Source organism: Bacteroidia bacterium (assembly GCA_041391665.1).
GTDB lineage: Bacteria > Bacteroidota > Bacteroidia > J057 > J057 > JAGQVA01.
This window is the reverse complement of the sequence record JAWKNO010000002.1, coordinates 1477298-1498649: the sequence shown is the minus strand read 5'-3', so window position 1 is coordinate 1498649 and position 21352 is coordinate 1477298. Positions and strand designations below refer to the sequence as shown.

At 46.7% G+C, this 21352-nt stretch carries 16 protein-coding genes and 1 riboswitch; of the genes, 4 read left to right on the top strand and 12 right to left on the bottom strand.

Annotated elements, in window-relative coordinates; translation table 11 throughout:
* The first annotated feature begins 128 nt into the window (after positions 1 to 128).
* A riboswitch (SAM riboswitch) is annotated at positions 129 to 239 on the top strand.
* A gap of 276 nt (positions 240 to 515) precedes the next feature.
* Entirely contained in the window at positions 516 to 1832 is a 1317-nt protein-coding gene (locus tag R3D00_17880; GenBank protein ID MEZ4775059.1) for an O-acetylhomoserine aminocarboxypropyltransferase/cysteine synthase, read from the top strand.
* A 55-nt stretch (positions 1833 to 1887) separates the two neighbouring features.
* Complete coding sequence (gene metX / locus R3D00_17875; GenBank protein ID MEZ4775058.1) at positions 1888 to 2904, top strand: homoserine O-acetyltransferase; 1017 nt, start codon at positions 1888 to 1890, stop codon at positions 2902 to 2904.
* A 36-nt stretch (positions 2905 to 2940) separates the two neighbouring features.
* Here metX and R3D00_17870 read toward each other — a convergent pair whose 3' ends face one another.
* From R3D00_17870 to R3D00_17830, 9 genes are all read right to left on the bottom strand, one after another.
* Positions 2941 to 3831, bottom strand: coding sequence for a transglycosylase SLT domain-containing protein (locus R3D00_17870; protein ID MEZ4775057.1), 891 nt, complete (start codon positions 3829 to 3831; stop codon positions 2941 to 2943).
* A 189-nt stretch (positions 3832 to 4020) separates the two neighbouring features.
* Entirely contained in the window at positions 4021 to 5193 is a 1173-nt protein-coding gene (locus tag R3D00_17865; GenBank protein MEZ4775056.1) for an acyl-CoA dehydrogenase family protein, read from the bottom strand.
* A 27-nt stretch (positions 5194 to 5220) separates the two neighbouring features.
* The gene (locus tag R3D00_17860; GenBank protein ID MEZ4775055.1) at positions 5221 to 5757 is read right to left on the bottom strand and encodes an adenine phosphoribosyltransferase; all 537 of its coding nucleotides are present in this window, start codon (positions 5755 to 5757) and stop codon (positions 5221 to 5223) included.
* Positions 5758 to 5831: 74 nt separating this feature from the next.
* Positions 5832 to 7049 (bottom strand): helix-hairpin-helix domain-containing protein, encoded by a 1218-nt coding sequence (locus tag R3D00_17855; protein MEZ4775054.1) that lies wholly within the window; start codon positions 7047 to 7049, stop codon positions 5832 to 5834.
* Positions 7050 to 7142: 93 nt separating this feature from the next.
* A complete protein-coding gene (locus tag R3D00_17850; GenBank protein MEZ4775053.1) occupies positions 7143 to 9317 on the bottom strand; it encodes a PAS domain S-box protein in 2175 nt (724 codons plus the stop codon).
* Positions 9318 to 9334: 17 nt separating this feature from the next.
* Positions 9335 to 10240, bottom strand: a complete 906-nt coding sequence (locus tag R3D00_17845; protein ID MEZ4775052.1) for a TraB/GumN family protein — start codon at positions 10238 to 10240, stop codon at positions 9335 to 9337.
* A gap of 22 nt (positions 10241 to 10262) precedes the next feature.
* Complete coding sequence (locus tag R3D00_17840) at positions 10263 to 11273, bottom strand: TraB/GumN family protein (GenBank protein MEZ4775051.1); 1011 nt, start codon at positions 11271 to 11273, stop codon at positions 10263 to 10265.
* A 53-nt stretch (positions 11274 to 11326) separates the two neighbouring features.
* A complete protein-coding gene (rocD, locus tag R3D00_17835) occupies positions 11327 to 12571 on the bottom strand; it encodes an ornithine--oxo-acid transaminase (GenBank protein ID MEZ4775050.1) in 1245 nt (414 codons plus the stop codon).
* A 46-nt stretch (positions 12572 to 12617) separates the two neighbouring features.
* Positions 12618 to 13280 (bottom strand): metal-dependent transcriptional regulator, encoded by a 663-nt coding sequence (locus R3D00_17830; GenBank protein MEZ4775049.1) that lies wholly within the window; start codon positions 13278 to 13280, stop codon positions 12618 to 12620.
* Positions 13281 to 13543: 263 nt separating this feature from the next.
* Here R3D00_17830 and R3D00_17825 point away from each other — a divergent pair, with 263 nt between their 5' ends.
* Positions 13544 to 18025: a PKD domain-containing protein gene (locus R3D00_17825; GenBank protein ID MEZ4775048.1), complete on the top strand. Its 4482-nt coding sequence runs from the start codon at positions 13544 to 13546 to the stop codon at positions 18023 to 18025.
* 77 nt (positions 18026 to 18102) lie between these two features.
* Positions 18103 to 19452, top strand: a complete 1350-nt coding sequence (ffh, locus tag R3D00_17820; GenBank protein ID MEZ4775047.1) for a signal recognition particle protein — start codon at positions 18103 to 18105, stop codon at positions 19450 to 19452.
* 2 nt (positions 19453 to 19454) lie between these two features.
* Here the strand turns inward: ffh and R3D00_17815 are convergent, their stop codons facing one another.
* From R3D00_17815 to R3D00_17805, 3 genes are read right to left on the bottom strand one after another with little or no spacing between them, the layout of a single operon-like run.
* Positions 19455 to 20627, bottom strand: coding sequence for an aminotransferase class I/II-fold pyridoxal phosphate-dependent enzyme (locus tag R3D00_17815; GenBank protein ID MEZ4775046.1), 1173 nt, complete (start codon positions 20625 to 20627; stop codon positions 19455 to 19457).
* 6 nt (positions 20628 to 20633) lie between these two features.
* Positions 20634 to 21047: an OsmC family protein gene (locus tag R3D00_17810; protein MEZ4775045.1), complete on the bottom strand. Its 414-nt coding sequence runs from the start codon at positions 21045 to 21047 to the stop codon at positions 20634 to 20636.
* Between the two features lie 58 nt (positions 21048 to 21105).
* On the bottom strand, positions 21106 to 21351 hold the full coding sequence (locus tag R3D00_17805) for a hypothetical protein (protein ID MEZ4775044.1): 246 nt from the start codon (positions 21349 to 21351) through the stop codon (positions 21106 to 21108).
* Position 21352 lies beyond the last annotated feature (1 nt).

The window sequence follows — 21352 nt, the reverse complement described above, 5'->3', positions numbered from 1 at the left end:
AATATAACCATGAATTGCTACTTTGTTAATCAATGCGGGAAATAATTGTAAAAATAAATTTGCATTTATTAAAAGGTTCTATATCTTTGGGGTAATCAACGGCTTCTTACATCTGTTAAGGTGTAATTAGTATATAGAGAAGAGGCGAGAGACCTGGCTCACTGACCCTCTGGCAACCATTCTGAAAATCAAATGCGGAAAAGGTGCCCCATCCAGACCCCTCAGGGGAAAGATAAACTGGTTAACACTATTTTTATGAAAAGATGTAGTTATTCTCTCCGCACCGTTCAATCATCCAATTCTTCTACACCGCCTGTCTATCCGGTCTCCATGTTCCACATGGCTTCCATGCGATGTTGTTGTTGATATCTTTCCATTTTTTATCTGAAGCAGGTCGTTGTGGCGGTTAATCCCGTCTGCAATCATATATCTGTCTATCATCTATTTGCCTGTCAATCAGGCATCCTGTATTCACGTCTGTTATATCCTTTTAATCTATATCCAATTCAATTGTTATGAGTCAGAATTATCGTTTTGAAACACTCCAGTTGCACGCTGGTCAAGAAGTAGATGAAACTACCCGTTCGCGTGCCGTCCCTATTTATCAGACTACATCGTATGTCTTTAAAGATACTGATCATGCAGCCAATCTCTTTGCATTGAAAGAATTTGGCAATATCTACACCCGGATCATGAACCCAACCACGGATGTCTTCGAAAAGCGGATTGCCGCGCTTGAAGGAGGGGTATTGGCGGTGGCTACAAGTTCCGGACAAGCTGCGCAGTTTCTCGCACTCAACAATATTCTTTCTGCGGGAGACAATTTTGTATCAACTTCTTATCTCTATGGCGGTACGTACAATCAGTTTAAAGTGGCCTTTAAAAGGCTGGGTATTGAAGTACGCTTTGCTGACGGAGATAAGGTAAGTTCCTTCGAAAAACTGATCGATGAAAATACGAAAGCGTTTTACGTTGAATCCATCGGGAATCCGGAATTTAATATCCCTGATCTCGAAGCGCTCGGCAAACTGGCGCAGAAGTACGATATACCCCTCGTCGTGGATAACACCTTTGGGGCAGCTGGGTATCTGATTCGCCCGCTCGAATATGGGGCACATGTTGTGACACATTCTGCCACAAAATGGATAGGTGGTCATGGCACAACCATCGGCGGGGTGCTGGTTGATGGCGGAAACTATAACTGGGGAAATGGAAAATATCCGCAGTTTAGCGAACCTTCTGAAGGGTATCATGGCCTGATTTTCAGCGAAGTATTTGGCCCCAACGGTCCGTTTGGGAATATCCAGTTTGCAATTCGTGCCAGGGTAGAAGGGCTTCGCGATTTTGGCCCCGCCATTTCGCCTTTCAATTCTTTCCTTCTATTGCAAGGGCTGGAAACACTTTCTCTGCGCGTTCAACGTGCCGTAGATAATACACTTTCTCTGGCAAAATGGTTTGAAGCGCACCCGCTGGTCGAAAAAGTAAATTATGCCGGTCTCGAAAGCAGTCCATATTTTGATCTCGGTAAAAAATATGCACCCAATGGCGCCGGTGCTGTTCTTAGCCTGATCTTAAAAGGGGATAAAGCGCAAGCGGAGACTTTTGTCAACAGCCTGAAGCTGGTAAGCCATCTTGCCAATGTCGGCGATTCAAAAACGCTGATTATTCACCCGGCTTCCACTACGCACCAGCAGTTGAGTGATGCCGAACAACTGGCCTCCGGCGTAAAACCTACGTTGCTGCGGGTTTCTGTCGGAATCGAACATATTGACGATATCATCGGTGATTTCAAGCAGGCATTTTCTACTGTTTTCCAGCCTGTGTCCTCATAAGAATAAATTGTAATTTTGCTCCCCGGGTATATTTGCCCGGGGATTTTTTTGTTTTATGCAGACACATTTTTTCCATTATCAACAACCGTTTCAACTGGAATCAGGGGAAATCCTGCCGGAATTGACACTTGCCTACGCAACATTGGGTACGATCAATCCTGCGCGGGATAATATTGTCTGGTTTTGTCATGCCCTTACCGCCAATGCCATTGTGCCTGAGTGGTGGCCGGGAATGATTGGCGATGGGTTACTGTTTGATCCCGCCCGTGATTTTCTGATTTGTGCCAATATGCCGGGCTCGTGTTACGGTTCTACGAATGCTTTATCTGTCAATCCGGCGACGGGAGAACCCTATTATCATACATTCCCCCTGCTTACCAACCGGGATATTGCCCGTGCATTTGACCTGCTGAGACAACACCTGAAAATCGAGCGAATCCGTTTGATTTTAGGTGGTTCACTGGGCGGGCAACAGGCACTGGAGTGGGCCATTTTGCAGCCTGAAGTTTTTGACTATCTGATCCCTATTGCGACGAATGCTCAACATTCTCCCTGGGGAATTGCCTTCAATGAATCGCAGCGGCTGGCGATACAAGCGGATGTCACATGGAAAAACTCCCGCCCGGATGCCGGTCTGGCAGGTATGCGCGCGGCTCGTTCTGTTGCCTTGCTTTCCTATCGGGGCTATGGGGCTTATTCTGCCACCCAACAAGAATCTACTGACGAAAAAACAGACGATTTCCTGGCGTCTTCTTATCAGCGGTATCAGGGCGATAAACTGGTGAAACGATTTCACGCATTTTCCTATTGGGCATTATCCAAAGCGATGGATTCGCATCATGTGGGCAGGGGGCGGGGAGGAGTCGAAACAGCGCTTCAGGCCATCCGGGCAAAAACCCTGGTCATTGGGCTGGACTCAGATATTCTTTTTCCGGTGAATGAGCAAAAATTGCTGGCAGAGCATATTCCTGGAGCTATTTACCGGGAAATAAGCTCTGATTTTGGGCATGACGGTTTTTTGATCGAAACAGAAAAGTTGACCAAGCTGATCCGGGCGTTTGGGTTATCATGAAATATGGTTCAAAAGCGTCTGCTTTAAGCAGCTATTTTATTTCATTTTATAAAAAGCCGTTGGAAATAACCGCCGCATGCGGTCACTGATATCTGTTACCGTTACCGATCCATCTTTGTTTTCGTCGAGCCCTACGTTTTGGTTGTACATTTTGGTGGGTTTGGCATAAAGGACATAGGTGGGGCCAAACTCCAGCGCTTTGGGGTAAAGAATCGCCAGATACAAATCAGTCAGGCTTTCGTATTCACCATATCGCTCTCTGACCGTTTGTAAATATTCTCTCACGAGCTCCATTTGTTGATGTGCCTCCATTTTCCGGACATCGCTCATATAATAATTGGTACCCAGCCGGTCATTGAGCTCTCTGACAGTAGGAACCATAAACTGTATAAGACCGGTCGCACCGCTTCCTCTGCGGTTGATTACCGAGGGGTTTAATTTTGATTCGGAATACATGACTGCCATCAGCCATTCAGGCGGAACATCCAGCGAGCGGGCTACTTCTTTGACTTTCTCCTCAAATTTGTCCATGTCCGCTACATACGGATCTGCATGTTCGATCAGATAAAGTCTTTCAGACAATCTTACGGGTGCATACAATCCCTCGAAATCCAATCCAATAAAGATAAAACCTACGATGGAGATCGCCCCGCTTGTTACGGCGACCCACTTTCCCTGAATGCGTATTAAGTGAAACATTTCTCGGAAAGAGAAACTTCGCCAGGCTTCGCGGCTTTTTTGCAGGAGATACCTGAAAGCTGCGACAGATTCTTTGCGAAACCAGGGTATCCCTGTAGTTCTAAGAAAATCGTAACCTACTGTGGTGGTTTTCATCAGCAGGAAAAAGATCAACACCGGCAATTTGAAAATATGGGCCAGAAAAATCCCGCCCAGGTCTGCCATTTTATCTCCGATGCTAAATTTCATGTCTTTTTTACGGATTTGCTCCACAAAGTTCTAAAAAAAAAGGGAATTTTTACTACAAGTCAAATAAAAAATGCCTCTTCACTGAAGAGGCATCGTTAGACATGAAGCCAGGAGTTAACTTTTGCTAAAACAAATTACAAACCATATGCCAGCTGGCAGTAAAAAGATTAGTTTTCGCAAAAGAGCTGACTAGTTGAGTACAGACCTGGCAATGACCAGTTTCTGTATCTCGGATGTGCCTTCGCCTATGGTACACAACTTTGCGTCGCGGTAGTATTTTTCCACCGGAAAGTCTTTGATATATCCGTAGCCGCCAAAAATCTGAACGGCTTCATTGGCCACCCAAACCGCCATTTCACTGGTATAAAGTTTGGCCATCGCCGATTCTTTTGAAACGGGCTGTTTCCGGTTGATCAAATCGGCTGCTTTAAACGTCAATAATTCGCCTGCCGCAATTTTTGTCTGCATTTCAGCGAGTTTGAAGGAAATCGCCTGAAATTCAAAAATGGGTTTATCAAACTGCTGTCGTTCTTTTGCATATTTGACGCTGGCTTCAAATGCGCCTTTGGCGATACCCAGCCCGAGTGCTGCAATAGAAATTCTCCCGCCATCCAGCACAACGAGCGACTGTTTAAACCCTTCACCTACTTTTCCCAATATCTGGGACTTGTGAACGCGGCAGTCCTGAAATACGAGTTCGGTAGTTTCGGAGGCGCGCATTCCGAGTTTGTTTTCTTTTTTGCCATGGGTAAAACCCGGGGTTCCTTTTTCTATAATAAAAGCTGTGGCATTATTTCTCGCACGGGGCTCTCCGGTTCTGGCAATTACCACTGCAACATTGCCGGATTTGCCATGAGTGATAAAATTTTTGGAGCCATTGAGCACATAATAATCGCCATCTTCAACGGCAACCGTACGCATATTTCCTGCATCCGATCCCGTATTGGCTTCCGTCAGTCCCCATGCGCCAATCCATTCGGCAGTGGCCAGTTTGGGCAGGTATCTCTGTTTTTGTTCTTCATTGCCAAATTTCAGAATATGCCCTGTGCAAAGCGAATTGTGGGCTGCGAGCGAAAGCCCGATTCCTCCACAAAATCTGGCCACTTCGCTGATGACAGTGATATATTCAAAATATCCGAAACCAGAACCTCCATAAGCTTCGGGAACCAGCACGCCCATCAGGCCCATTTCTCCCAGTTCTTTAAATATTTGGATCGGAAATTCCTGGGATTCATCATATTCCATGATGACCGGACGTAGGCGTTCTTCCCCATACCGGCGGATCATATCGGTGATCATTTGTTGATTTTCACTGAGTTGAAAATCAAGGCCTGAGGCAGCATAGTCAATCGCGGAGTTCATAGTCGTTTGGTTTAAATGCTTTGAGAATTATTGGTCGTAACTGACCAGAGTATGTATATGGGGCGAAATAGCCTGAAGTCGATGATACCCGGGCAAAAATGTGAGCCAAACCAGAAAGCTAAATCCAACAACTTCTGCGCCCAGTTGATTGGCGAGTTTGGCTGCCGCAAGTGCCGTACCTCCTGTTGCCAGCAGATCGTCGTGAATAATCACGCGGTCTCCGGGTTCCAGTGCTTTTTTCACAGACTCAAGCGTCGCGGTTCCGTATTCCAACTCATAAGTTACCGAAAGTGTTTCAGGCGGAAGTTTTCCTTTTTTTCGGACCATAACAAAACCGGCTTCCAATTCTGCGGCCATTTGGGGCCCAAACAGAAACCCTCGGCTGTCGATGCCAATGACTTTGGTAATCCTATCGTCTTTCCAGTGATTTCCCAGTTCTATGGCTGTTTCCCTGATGAGGTCAGGATTGAGGAAAACCGGGGAAATGTCTTTAAAATTAATGCCGGGGAGTGGGAAATCCGGTACTTCCCGTATATGGCTTTTCAGCGCTTCGGTAAGGTTCATATATGTTATTTTCCTGATTTGCGGAACAGCGATCAAACAGGCAAGATAAAAAAAAATGCGGACTATTTACCGATTCAGATTTTGAAATAAGCTTTCAGGACTTCCAGCGCCTCGGGCGTCATATTTTTAACCCTGGCGACTTCATCCCAGGAATCAAATCTTCCCGTTTTTTTTCGATGCTGGGTAATGGTTTCTGCGAGAGAAAGATCAATCGCGGGGTATGCGGCCAATACCCTGAAGTAGACGGTATTGAGATCTTGCTTTGGATAATTTTCGATGCTGCCGATATACAAGTAGGGGCTCATCCGCTGATAATTTTCCTCTGAAAGTCCATAGATGTCCCGGAGTTGGGAAACGTCAAAGAAATAGCCTACTTTATTTCTGTACCGGATGATTTTTCCGGAGAGTACTGCGCCAATCCCCGGCAGTGTGATTAATTCCGCAGAATCAGCGGTATTGAGATCCAATGCCCTGATTTTTGCAGAACCCGATGCGGCATCATTTCCCCGGGAGTAACCATTACCGGTCAGCTCTTCGAAGGGCAAGTCATTGAGCGAGCGAATGCCCGGGTCAGGTTCTTCCTGTTTGGCGCTATTATCAGCCAGAAGATCGTGAATTTCGGGACTATTTTTCCTTATCTCAGAAAGGGTCATGGTATTGACATAAAGATAATCGCGAATATCACTTAGTGTTTCTGGTTTCAGGCCATAAACGGCACCCAGATCTTCGACAGATTCAAAGCCTTTGAGGCTGCTTCGGTAGCGAACAATTCTTTCACTTAATACATCTCCTATACCCGGAAGTTTTTTCAACTCTTCGGCTGAAGCGAGGTTAATATCCAGCAAGGGATACTCTTCTGCCGACCGGGAATTCCCGGCATGGGTATAGACCGGTTTTGCCGGAGCGGTGATTTCATTGACAAACAGGTAGGGGGCTATTGTTTCAAAGGTCTCCTGGGATAAGCCATAGACCTGTGCCACCTGCTCAATAGAAGAAAAGCCTCCCAGTGAACGGCGGTAATTAAGGATTCGTTTGGCCAGTATGGGGCCAATTCCTTTAAGTGAGACCCACTGCGCACTGTCGGCCAAATTAATATCCAGCCTGGACGCAGAGTCCCGGGTATAAACAGGTGATGTAAAGAAGGGTTCAGCAAATTCTAACGAAAGATTTTCTTCTTTCGAAAGTTGTCGGATACTGACTGTCCCGGCTGTCAGGACAAGTATCACGATGGAAAGAACAAATAAACCCTTTTTATGAGCATTTGTGAAGGTCAGTCCTTCTCTCACTGGCATAGCAGTTAAATGGTCCTACATTAGGTTCCCAGTGTTTGCGTGTGCAATTTAAAATATATTCCGTAAAATAAAAAGTTATTTCTTCGCAGCATTTCATGTGTCCTGAATAGTATCTGCCGTAAGAAGTAGTTCTTCCTGTGGGGGAATCGTTACGGTAAACAATGTTCCTGCTCCGGGTTCTGATTGCAGTTCAATAGTTCCATTGAGTTTTTCCAAAGCGCTTTTGACGAGGTACAAACCGAGGCCCGAACCTTTGGAAAGGGTATTGCCCCGGTAAAACATTTCAAAAACTCTGCCCTGGATTTTTTCGGGAATTCCCACACCATTGTCTTCCACCTTAAAAACCGCTTTTTCATTTCTCAAAAAAGCGCTGATCTTTACTTGTGGTTGTTCTTTCCGGAGATCCTGATAATTTACTGCGTTTACGATCAGATTTTGGAGAATGGACACCAGCATCTTTTTATCACTGGGGAAAGGTTGTTCGATTTGAATATCTGTGATAAACTCTGTTTTTTCTGATTGAGGGAGATGGCGTAAACTATGGATAATTTCCTCCACCAATGCGTGAATGTCGACAGATTCTATGACAAGACTGGCTTTGTTGATGCGGGTTAGGTCAAGCAGTTCTGTCAGAATTCCATCCAGTCGTCGGGCACTTTTGGTAATCAGGTCAAAATACCGGTGGGCAGAACTGTCTTTCACTTCTTCCCTTGCAATATTGGTTACTCCTATGATAGAAGCCAGTGGCCCTTTCAGGTCATGGGAGGCCTTATACACGAAAGCATCCAGTTCATTGTTTTTTTCCTGTAATTTAATTTCTGTCAACTTTCGGTCAGAGATATCGGTCACAATGGCGATGGTTCCAATCAGATCTTCGTTGGGATCTACATAGGGCGTGCCTGCAATCAGCAACCAGATCGTCTCTCCGTCCTGTCGGGTAGTCTGTAGTTCGTATTGGTCGGAGATTCCCTGTCTGCGAAGAATGGACTTATGTTCAATTAACTGCCGGGTATTTTCCCCCATGAGTACGTCAAACGATCGTTTTCCCACCACATCTTCCCGCCGCATGCCCATGATTTCGCATAAGCGGTTGTTGACAAACAGAATGGTCTCGTCGTTGTCGGTCAGGATGAGCCCTTCATTCATCCTTTCCACCAATGTCCGGTATTTTTGCTCACTCTGCCGCAAGGCTTCTTCCTGAAACAGGCGATCTGCCAGGTTTCTCGCCATCGCGGCACTTACTTCTTCCTCCACATCCCTTATCACAAGCATGATCCGAAATTCCCCTCCCAGCAGAATAAAGCTTGAAGTGGCGGTACGGAGCTGCCATTCGTCATGAATATTTTTTGTTTTTACTTCTATGGTTGGTTTTTTCCCTTCCAGTGTTTGCTCAAAGCATGTTGTAAGTTTTCGGGATTCTGACTCTTCAAAAAAAGAGGTGATTGGTTTTTGGCAAAGTTCGGTGGCGGAATAACCTAAAAAACGGCTTGCCTGAAGATTGGCCAGGGTGGGGATGTATGTTTCGGGGGCAAGGATCAAAATACCTTCAGCCGATGCGTCAAAGATTTCCTGGTAAATAATGGATGCCGGCGTCTCAGATGCTGGTTCTGGCAATACAATCCCGGGATTTTCCTGCTCATCGACCTGTAGTTCTGACTGCGGCGTATTGGGTAGTTGAATGTCTGGTATGTCGTTTTTTTCTGCGACTGATTCCTTCGGTTGTACTTCCGGTTTTTGGTTTAGCCAGACAAAAATCCCGCTGCCAATCGTGGCAAATCCCATGACACTGAGAAAAAGATTGGGATGGATTTTTAGTTCTTCAAAAGAAAACGCCAATACTGCATAAAGAATCAGACTGGCAACGGCAACGAGTAAAAATTCGGGTATTTTCCGAAAAGAAATATTGAGCAGAATCTGAGCCGCTACCAGCGTTGCCGCAAAATAAGTCCCCAAATGGTTGTGGAAAGCGAGGAAAATCAACAGCAGGTAAATCAGCACAAATGATACAAAGCTGTAATCAATGAGCCTGCGGCGGATATGGGAAATAACAAAAGACAACAGTGCAATCACTCCGGGAAGCGCCACGACAGGGTAAAACAGTTTTTCGGGCAAAAGAATCCTCGGGTATTGGGTTTTTATCAAAAAGCCTACGCTTATGCCAATGATGGCGATAAGAAACAGCGCAATACGCAGCGGATTGCGACTACCTCCGATTGTCAGTGACCGATTACCGGAATATTTTCCTTCGTTTTTGCCTGCGACGCCCATGCCCTGAGTAATTCACTTTATCGTATGGGAACAACCGTGTATCCCTGTTTTTTTAAGAGGTTTACCACTCCATTCGGACCGCCCAGATGTCCTGCGCCTACAGCAATAAATACACTTTCGGCTTTTACAAAAGATTCAATCTTTGCAATCCATTTCTGATTTCTGGCATCCAGTAGCTGGTCCAAATGTTCGCTTACATCTTCACTTTCCCCCATCATTTTCATCAGGGAGGTAAGATCCTGTTTTCTGTACATAGCAATCATCTCGCCAAATTCCAGACAACCTTGCCGGGGATTGCGGATTACACTCACCAGCGATGCGATCTGTTCTTCCATGGTCATATTATTGAGATATTGCATTTGTTCGCTAATGGTTTCCAACCCGGAAACAGGTTTGTTGTCTGCTTTGCATTTCGAAGAAAAATAGAGCTCGTAAGACTCCATTTCCTGAGGAAAACAGTAACTGGTAGAAATGTGCTGGCTAATAAAAATAGGTTTGATCCGCTGATAGAAGGGTAGGGGCGTGGAAATACTATCCTGCATAAACTGGGTAAGGAAGGCATAATCCTCGGGATCCATCAACGCCTTGAGCGTTTTCCCTTCAGGAATAAACATTTGCATGGTAGAGCTCAGCATCGCGCTGGCATTCATATCCAGCGGAATTTCCAAAACCAGGCGTTGAGCCAGGGCGAGGTTTTCTTCTACATGAGGTAACAGGAAAAATGAGTCTTTGGGAATAATATGAATGGTGCCGTAGAGGTAAGAGGGTTGTGCCAGGTCATCTCTCGTGATCTTCCAGAAAAGCCCGCTTTCCTCTTCTGTGGGTACTGCTACCTCTTCCTGGGATTCGGAAGTTTGGGCATAGATTGGGGGAATATAACCACTTCCAGTCAGTACGAGGATCAACAACAATAAATGTTTCATAGGATTTTTTCCAGGGTAGGGATCATTTTTTAGGGTTTGCGTATCGTTGCGGATCGTTTTTATAGGGAGGAATCCGAAGCAGAATCGGGTTGACTTCATAGCCCGCTTTTCTCAGCAGATGCAGGAGTCCAAATTCGCCCGGAAGTTGTACCGCATGAACGACAATAAACAGGCTTTCCCGCTTAAGTTGCCAGTCCAGGGATTTTATCCAGTCGCGGTTTCTTGCTTCCACAAAATCGTGGGCATTCCACCCCAGGTCCGGTACTTCCTGCGCAAGCATAGAGAGTGCATCGAGGTCCTGTCTCCGGTAAGCCATGAGGTACTCGTCATACAACACACATAAGCTATCTTTTTCCTTTATCGTAAATAGCAGGTTGACTGCCTGTTCCCGTATAGAAAACTCATCCTCTTGCCACGTAGCGCGGGTCCAGCCGGTATTTAACGTTTTGAGTGGAAGAGAAATCGCCTTGGCGAGGTAGGATTCATAATCAATGGGTTCTTCTTTTTCCAGATATCCCAGGCAATAATCGGTAATGATTTGCCGGGCAAGGGCATTCGGTGAATAGCGGTTGAAAAGTTTTCCCTGACTGGCTGGGGAAAGGGTATCCATAACAAAGTTCTCCAGCTTTTCAAAGGTCTTTTTATCAAAAATCAGGTCAAGGGTAGAGTCAAAGGGAACCGCCCCGCGATAGAGATAGTCGGGATCGTATTCTGCCGGATCGACTTCCATCACCAGCTTATCTGAAAATTGAATATAATGATTGATTTCTGCCGGTATAAAAAAATTATCAGCCGGTACCAGGTGGAGAATCGCATAGACATAGGAGGGCTTTTCAAGACCGGGTTTGGTGATTTCCCAGAGAATGGACTGGGTTGCCTGAACCGTTACGGGGCGGCTTTGAAGGTCAATGATTTCCGGTCGGTTTTGAGCCGTCGAAGTCAGCATTGGCGAAAATAGAACAAGAAAAACAATTCGTACGAGTTTTGTGGTAAAACGGGCCATAGCCATTGTTGTGTTTGCATTGGGCATCATACTTGGCGGGTGGGGCTTACCGCATCAAATATATTACGACCAAAGTATACATTTTATTTTTGAAATGCCAGCAGGGTTTGTTCGATAATTTCGCAGCATTCGAGCATTTGGCTTTCCGAAATCACCAGCGGCGGTGCAAAACGGATAATATTGCCATGTGTTGGTTTTGCCAATAGTCCGTTTTCTGCAAGTTTCAGGCAAATATTCCAGGCTGTATGGCTTTCTTCGCTGTCGTTGATAATGATGGCGTTGAGCAGACCTTTTCCTCTGACAAGGGTCAGGATATCGGGGCGTTTGTCAATAATGTCCTGCATTTTTTTCCTAAAAACCTTCCCCAGGATTTCAGCATTCTCTGCCATTTTTTCCTCTATCAGGACGTCCATGGCTGCCATAGCTACGGCGCAGGCCAGGGGGTTCCCTCCGTAGGTGGAGCCATGTTCTCCCGGTTTGATCGTCATCATGATTTCGTTATCACAGAGTACTGCCGAAACGGGCAATACGCCACCTGAAAGTGCTTTGCCGAGGATAAGAATATCGGGTTTTACCTCTTCGTGATCACAGCACAACATTTTTCCGGTACGGGCAAGGCCAGTTTGCACTTCGTCAGCAATAAACAACACCTGGTACTGCCGGCAGATTTCATGTGCTTTTTTCAGATAGCCTTCGTCAGGGACCACCACCCCTGCTTCTCCCTGGATCGGCTCTACCATAAATCCCGCAACATGTGGATCCTGAAGTGCCGATTCCAGAGCTGCGAGGTCATTGTAGGGAATAATTTCATATCCGGGCATATAGGGCCCAAACCCTTTATAGCTGGAGGGGTCAGTGGAAGCTGAAATAGCGGCAAGCGTACGTCCCCAAAAATTTCCCTGAACAAAAATGATCTTCGCCTGATTTTCCGGAATGCCTTTGACTGAGTACGCCCATTTTCTGCAAAGTTTGACAGCAGTTTCTCCCGCTTCCACGCCGGTATTCATCGGTAATAGTTTGTCATATCCCAGCAGGCGGGTCATATAGGCTTCGTACACCCCCAGTACATCGTTGTGAAAGGCCCGGCTGGTAAGCGTCAGCTTTGATGCCTGAGTTACCAGGGCGTCGATGATACGAGGGTGGCAGTGCCCCTGATTGACAGCACTGTAGGCTGAAAGAAAATCATAATAGCGTTTTCCTTCCGGGCTCCAAAGAAAAACTCCTTCGCCCCGGGAGAGAACCACAGGCAGTGGGTGGTAGTTGTGGGCACCAAACTGGTCTTCCAGTTCGATCGCTTTGGAGGTAGTGATTTCGTCAGTGTGGATCATTGGTTATCCTTTAGGTTAGCCTGCAAGATAACGATCAAAATTCAAATTACACGTCCCGAAGAACCAATAGATTGTGTGCAACGTTTCCGCTGATAACCATTTGTGCGCCCTGTACGATGATTTGCAGGGAATTATCAAAGCTTAGTTTCTCTACGACAGTTACTCTGCGATTGATCGTCAGGCCTACCTTTTCAAGGTATTGAAGGAAATCCGGGTCGGAATGCCCTACGGAGGCAATTACAACTTCTTCTCCGGGTTCAGCTTCCGAAATAAAGTAGGTATTTCTGTCCGGTATTTCACCCTTTTCATTGGGAATCGGATCGCCATGCGGATCAAAGTTGGGAGAACCCAGAAATTTATCCAGAGCGGAAATCAGCTCATTGGAATCGATATGCTCCAGTTGTTCGGCCATATCATGTACCTGATCCCAGGAGAAGTTGAGTTTCTGCACCAGAAAAACTTCCCATAGTCTGTGTTTCCTCAAAATTTTCAATGCAATCTCTTTTCCCGCGGGAGTAAGGGTTACTCCCTGGTGTTTCAGGTAATCCACTAATCCGTCTTTTTTGAGCTTTTTGATCATGTCGGTGACGGAAGCCGGACTTGTTTTCAGGAAATTGGCGAGGGTATTGGTGGAAACTCGTTCCCCTGAACCTGAAAATTTAAAAATACATTTAAGATAGTTTTCCCGTGTTTCTGACTGACGCTTCATATTGCAAAAATCGCAGATGAAAACCATTTATCAAAGTAATTGCAAACGGTTATGGTTATAAACGACACGATTATTCATTCTGTGTATGAAGACTGGCAGAATTGCGTTTATATTTCAATCGGTGCTGCTCGTTAAAGTAAAAGAAATTAATTTGTACCTTCGTTATAGAACAAAACATATTCTGGACTCAGGCATTTGCAGCCATTTCTTCATGATTTACGTTCTGTCGGATACGGGGCAAAAAAAGGTATAATTCCTGGCTTATGAAAATTCGGTTTACGATTCTGGCAATTTTGCTGACTGCATTGGCAGCCGGCATTACCTATATAACTGCAGACCAGCTCTCTCCTATGGATGTTCAGGATCCGGCGATGGGGCAAAGCGACCTTCGGTTTATTGAAAACAAAGGCCAGTGGGAGGATGTGATTCGATATAGGGTAAGGCTTAATGGTGGCCATATCTTTGTTGAAGACAACCAGTTGACTTATTATTTTTATGATATGCCGCATGAGGGGCATGGACTTCCCGCTTTGTCGGAAAGACCTGAGTCGGAACGTCAGTTTCGTTCCCATACTTACCGGATGGGATTTTTGGGTGCGAATAAAAACGCCCGCATTGTTCCGGAGATGTTGTATCCCCAGTATCACAATTATTACTACGGCAATGATCCGGCCCATTGGGCTGAAAATGTAGGGCTTTACGGGCTATTGACCTATTCTGAGCTATATCCGCAGATTGATCTCCGGCTCTATGGCCTGGGGGATGCCATGAAATATGATTTTATCATAAAACCTGGCGGAGACCCTGCTTCTATTCAGGTCAGTTATGAAGGCGTAGATAAAATATTTATCAGCAAAGGCGCCCTGCATATTGAAACTTCTCTGCGGAGTACTACCGAGTTTCCTCCCGTCGCGTATCAAAATATCAACGGAAAAAAACGTCAGGTTGCCTGTGAATTTCGGCTAAAGGGCACTCAGCTCTCTTATCATTTTCCCAATGGCTATGATCCTGAGTACGAATTGGTGATTGATCCCACCCTTATTTTTTCTACTTATACGGGTTCTCATGCAGACAACTGGGGATTTACCGCCACCTATGACGATCTGGGAAATGCCTATGCCGGTGGGTTTGTATGGAGTAATGCATTCAATAGCGGTTATCCAACTACTACCGGTGCTTTTCAAACTACCTTTCAGGGCGGTGATTCTGACGTAACCTTGTCCAAATTTAGTCCGGATGGTTCTAATCTCATGTTTTCCACCTATCTGGGCGGTAATGCCAGTGAACAGCCGCATAGTCTGGTTACCGATAACCTCGGCGACCTGTATGTTTATGGCCGCACCAACTCACTCGATTTTCCCACAACCCAGGGCGCTTTTGACAATACCAAGTCTTCCGGCTTTGATATTTTTGTCGCAAAAATCAGCCCTGCCGGCGGATTGTTAGCTTCCACTTTTGTCGGCGGTACGGGAGATGACGGGGTAAACGGATCGGCTGGATATAACCCGCTGGTGTTTACCTCTACCAAGTTTAACTATGGTGACGATGCGCGGGGAGAAATTATCCTCGATGCACAGGGAAACTGTTTTGTTGCTGCGCAGACCAACTCAACCAATTTTCCCGGTACAGCGGGCCATGCACAACCCACCATTGGAGGCGGACAGGACGGGGTTGTGTTTAAGATGAATAATGATCTTTCTTCCATGATTTGGGCAACTTATCTCGGGGGATCTGGTGCAGATGCTGCTTACACGATGAAGCTGGATACTGTGGATAATGTCTATGTTGCCGGTGGCACGAGCAGTTCGAATTTCCCCACCAATACCTATCACACTACCTATCATGGAGGAACAACTGATGGTTTTGTGTCCAAAATCAGTAGCAACGGCAATACGCTGCTCGCCAGTACCTATATCGGAACAGCCAGTTACGATCAGGTATATCTGCTTGATCTGGATAAAGATTTTAATGTGTATATCTGCGGTCAGTCAAACGGAAACTATCCGATTCTCAACCCCCCTTCCGGGCCGGTTTATTTCAACAGCAATGCCAAACAGTTTATCGTAAAACTGCAAAACAACCTTTCGGCGCCTATTTTCTCGACGGTATTTGGTTCGGTAAACTCCGCTTCCCCCAATATCAGCCCGACGGCCATATTGGTGGACCGCTGCGACAATATTTATGTTTCGGGCTGGGGCGGATCTACCAATACAACCGGGTCGGTGATTGGCATGCCGATAACATCGGATGCGTTTGACCCCAACCCCAATGATGGCAGTGATTTTTATATGATTGTGCTGAGCCGGGACGCACAATCATTGATCTATGGAACCTTTTTGGGAGGAGACAATACCGCAGCGACTTCCGCCGGAGATCACGTAGATGGTGGAACCAGCCGGTTTGACAAAAATGGCGTCGTCTATCACGCGGTTTGTGCCGGTTGTTGGGGAAATTCCTCTTTTCCCGCGCAACCCTCCAGCGTGTGGAGCACGACCAACGGCGCCAACGGAGTTGCCGGCCTATCTGCCAATGGTTGTAATCTCGCAATCTTCAAAATGTCGTTTGATCTTGCCGGTATTGAGGCCAGCTTTGTGCCGCTGGATCAGTTTAACCAGCCAATTATATCCACAACAGGCTGTGCGCCGCTGACTGTCAATTTTGATAATACAAGTTTTCTGGGTACCGTCCCCGGTAACCCTACCTACTTCTGGAGCTTCAATGACAACGGGGCGACTTCCGGGCTCTTTGAGCCTACCCATGTATTTCAGAATGCAGGAACATACGAAGTAATGCTGGTAGTCACAGACTCTGCGAGTTGTAATATATCTGATACTTCCTTTCGCACCATTATTGTTTTCCCGCCGCCCGATGTTGATGCCGGCCCGGATATTAATACTTGTGCCGGGGATACCATTACCCTTCTTTCGCTGACTTCTGCGGTTTCTTATCAATGGTCTCCCTCTGTTGGAATCATTTCTCCTGATTCCTTGCCTCAGGTCTCCATAGCACCTCCTGCTTCGGGACAATATATCCTGACAATCACGGATGTAAATGGCTGTGAAGCCAGTGATACCGTTGCCGTCCTGGTTGATAATACCTTTAAAGTAACCGCCCGGCCAGATTCTGTAGTCTGTCGTGGAGGGTCTTTTCTGTTGAATGCCAGTTCAAACGGCGGTATTTTATATGAATGGACAGCCTCGCCTTCTGCGGTGATTTCCAATCCTTCCATCGCCAATCCTTCGGTTTCCAATCTCGATACCACGACCGTTTTTTACGTTCGGTCGGAAAATGCGCTGGGTTGTGAGTCTTTTGATTCAGTCAGAATTGAAGTCTTTGAGGTGTTTACGCTGGAAGACACTTTTGTCTGTAATGGGAATAGTCTGCTGCTTCAGACCAGCAATGGGGTTTCCTGGGTATGGTCGCCCAACGATGGGACATTAAGCAGTACGACGATTTCAAGCCCGGTCGCGTCACCGCTTGTTTCTACCACCTATACCGTTTTGGCCACCAGTGCAGATGGGTGTATCAGCTCTAAGGATATTCTTGTGGAGGTTCTGCCTAATCCGGTTGCTGAAGCGGGGGAAGATCTTCAGATGTGTTTTGGCCGTACGGTTCAACTTCAGGCTTTTGGCGGGGTGTTTTACCGCTGGTCGCCGGTCGTCGGATTATCCGATCCCAATATTGCCAACCCTACGGCTTCCCCAGATACAACCACTACTTACTATGTGACGGTGATTGATTCTTCCGGATGTGAGGATACTGATTCCATGACGATTCGTGTAAATGACCTCCCCCCGGTAAATGCCGGAGAAGATGCCACGATTTGTCAGGGCGAAACTTTTCAGCTTCGCGCTACCGGTGCCAGCTTCTACCAATGGTCTCCGGAAAATACGTTGTCGAATCCGCTTGTGCCCAACCCGGTTGCCACCCCTATCAATAACACCCTGTATATCGTGGTTGGTACAGATGCGAGTGGTTGCCAGAACAGGGACTCTGTGCTGATTTCCGTTGTTCCCCGCCCGATAACCCAAATCGAGGGAATTAATCAGATATGTGTGGGCGGCAGTATTATATTGACTGCATCGGGGGGAGATTCTTATCTCTGGAGCACCGGAGATACGACGGCTACGATTTCCGTTGTACCGCAGCAGGCCACTACTTACTACGCGACTGCATTTGTCGGAGCTTGCGAGGGTATTCGGGATTCTATTACCATTGATGTGTTTTTTGATTATCCGGAGGCTTCCTTCACATTCAACCCCAACCCGGGATGGGCACCGGAAGAAGTCAATTTCGTGAATACCTCCACCGGTGCTTCTTCTTATTTGTGGGATTTTGGTTTTGGCCGCCAAAGCACCGAAACAAATCCTGCGCATATTTTCCCCGCCGCAGGCACTTACCGGGTAATGCTGATTGCGTTTTCTGCGCAGGGTTGTCCTGATACAGTCTGGCAGGATCTGTTGGTCGAGAATGTTACCCTTCACGTTCCGAGTGGATTTACTCCCAATGCGGATGGCGTAAATGACTTTTTTAAAGTTGGATATTATGGAATCGGCAGTCTGAATGTAAAAATCTTCAGCCGTTGGGGACCTAAAATTTTTGAGTCAGACGACAGAGATTTTCTGTGGGATGGCACATACCAGGGCGTTGCCGTTCCTGAAGGTGTGTATGTCTTTGTAATAACCGGTTATGGGGAAAACAACCTGAAATACGAAAGAAAGGGCACGGTTACCCTGATCCGTTAGGATTTTCCCGCGATTCATTTTTGTTTTCCTGTGTTTGAATGATTTATTTTGCAGACTAGAAAACCAGAGTAAGAATTATGTTCGAAAGTTTATCCCAAAATATAGAAACCGCCTTTCGCAAACTGAAAGGTCAGGGTAAGATCACCGAAATCAATGTTGCCGAAACCCTTAAAGAGATCAGGCGGGCACTGATTGATGCAGACGTAAACTATAAGGTTGCCAAAGATTTTACGGCAAAGGTAAAAGACGAGGCATTGGGTAAGGAAATTCTGATCTCGGTCACCCCGGGTCAGTTGATGGTGAAAATCGTCCATGAAGAACTTTCGAAGTTGATGGGAGGCACCAATGAGGGCCTCGCGTCTGCTAAAAACCCACCCACTGTTATTCTGGTCGCAGGGCTTCAGGGTTCTGGTAAGACTACCTTCACTGGCAAACTCGCCAAATACCTGAAAAGTAAAGGTAAAAACCCGCTGCTGGTAGCCGGGGACGTGTATCGCCCCGCTGCGATTGATCAGTTGGGCGTGCTGGGCGAGCAGGTGCAGGTGGATGTGTATAAAGAAATCGAAAATAAAAACCCTGTTCAGATTGCCCAAAATGCCATCGCGCATGCGCGGAAACTGGGTAAAGATGTAGTCATCGTGGATACCGCCGGTCGTCTGGCGGTAGATGAGCAGATGATGCAGGAAATTGAAGCGGTAAAAAAGGCGATTAATCCCAATGAAATCCTCTTTGTCGTGGATGCGATGACAGGTCAGGATGCCGTCAATACGGCCAAAGCCTTCAACGACAGACTTGATTTTCATGGCGTGGTACTAACCAAGCTTGACGGTGATACCCGTGGCGGTGCGGCAATCTCTATCCGCTCCGTGGTGGAAAAACCCATCAAATTTGTCAGCACGGGCGAAAAACTCGATGACCTCGATCTTTTCCATCCCCAGCGTATGGCTTCCCGTATTTTGGGAATGGGGGACGTACTGACTCTCGTAGAGCGTGCGCAGGAACAGTTTGATCAGGACCAGGCAGAGCGGTTGCAGAAAAAAATCCGGAAAAACGAACTGGATTTTGATGACTTCCTTTCCCAGATTCAGACAATCAAGAAGATGGGTAATTTTAAAGACCTGATCTCGATGATTCCCGGTATGGGTAAAATGCTCCGGAATGTTGAGCTGGAAGACGATGCCTTTAAGCATGTGGAGGCGATCATCTACTCGATGACCAAAGAAGAACGGGTAAAACCTCATATTATCGACGGCTCCCGCCGTCGCAGGATTGCCGCAGGAAGTGGCCGCACCATCCGGGAGGTCAACGAACTGCTCAATCAGTTTGGTACGATGAAGAAAGCGATGAAAAAGATGAATACCGCAGGTGCCGGTGGTGGAAAACCTCCGCGCTCCCTGGGAAATATGGGCATGTTTAACCGTCGCTAAAATTATTGTAGCGACTGCGCAAGTGCCTGTCTGATATCAGCAATGATATCGTCGATATGTTCCAACCCTACAGATATTCTTATGAGACCGGGCAATATACCGGTCTCTTCTCTTTCTGCATCTGACAGTCGGGCATGCGTGGTAGATGCCGGGTGCGTGGCAATGGTACGCGTATCGCCCAGATTAGCCGTAAGCGAAGCCATTTGCAGCGCGTCTAAAAACTTCCGACCTCTTTCAATTCCGCCTTCAACAACAAAAGAGACAATTCCGCCTCCCATTCGCATCTGCTTACGGGCGACTTCATACATAGGGTGGGAGGGGAGAAACGGATACCTTACCCTTAGCACATCGGATTGACTTTCCAGCCATTCTGCCAGAGCCAATGCATTTTGCGAGTGCCGCTCCATGCGAATCGCCAGCGTTTCCAGACTTTTGGAGAGAATCCACGCATGAAAGGGCGAAAGGGATGGCCCAGAATGCCGGGCAAAAAGTCGAATCTCATCCACCAAATCCTGTCTGCCTGCAATCACGCCGCCTAATACACGTCCCTGACCGTCGAGGTACTTGGTGGCAGAGTGGAGCACCAGGTCGGCGCCATATTTGATGGGCTGCTGAATATAAGGGGTCGCAAAACAATTATCGATAATGAGGATCAAGCCATGCCGGCGGGCAAATTCACCCAGCCATTCCATATCCAGCACATCAACTGCCGGATTGCTGGGCGTTTCTGCAAATACGATTTTTGTCGCCGGCTGTACCAGTCCTTCCCACGAATCAGTATCGTTGATGTCTGCATAAGTGTGGGTAATATTCCATTTGGGCAGCAGTTTGGTCAGAATCGAATGAGTCGAGCCAAATACTGACCGGCAGGCCAGAATATGATCACCCGAAGCACACAGGGCTGCCAGCGTAGTAAAAACTGCTGCCATACCGGTTGCTGTAGCATAGGCAGCTTCTGCACCTTCCATCTGACATATTTTATCTGCCAGCTCGGTATTGTTGGGGTTGGAAAACCGGCTGTAGATATTCCCGGGAATTTCGTCTGCAAACAGGGCCCGCATCTGCTCAGCATCGTCAAAGACAAAGCTGGAGGTAAGATAGACCGGCGCGGAATGTTCACGGAAGGCGGAACGATCCATCTGGTTGCGTATAGCATCAGTTTCGAAATGGGACATGTCGTATTAGTTAATCTGATAACTGGATGTGATTTCAGCTGTTTGTTCAAGCATTTTGGCGACAGAGCAGTATTTTTCGAGTGAAAGGTTGATCGCGTGCTCAACTTTTGCCGGATCAAGATCGCCTGAAAGTAAAAACCGGATGTGGATATGGGTAAAAACGGCAGGCTCTTTTCCCTCATCCCGCTGACCTTCTATTTCTACCCGGTAGCTGGTGACGATCTGTCTTTTCTTTTTCAGAATCATCAGCACATCAATCGATGTACAGCCAGCGAGTCCTGCCAATACAATCTGCATAGGGCGAAAACCCATATTGCCGCCGCCGATGGCAGGGTTTGCATCCATAATAACCGTATTGCCGGTGTCATTGGTCGCTTCCATGAGGAAGTCGTCGTTTTTTCTGATCAGATTTACTTTCATCTTGATAGGGTGGGAAATTGCCGTTTGGGTTGTAACAAATGAGAAAAAAACTGGTTCTTCAACAGTAGTTGGGAACGGGTTCTCCATTCAGGACTTTCAGTTTGTCGAGCCGTATGACCTGACCATCGGTGAATTTTAGAAATTCTACATGGTCTTCATCTGTATATAGATCCTGAATGACGCCTTCTGTGAAGCTCAGCATATGCTCAGATTCATAGCCCAACTGAATGCGGGTTTTGCGCATCGCCAGTAATTCGAGCTGGTCATATAGCGCGCAACTAACCGGAATATATTTATTTTGCATA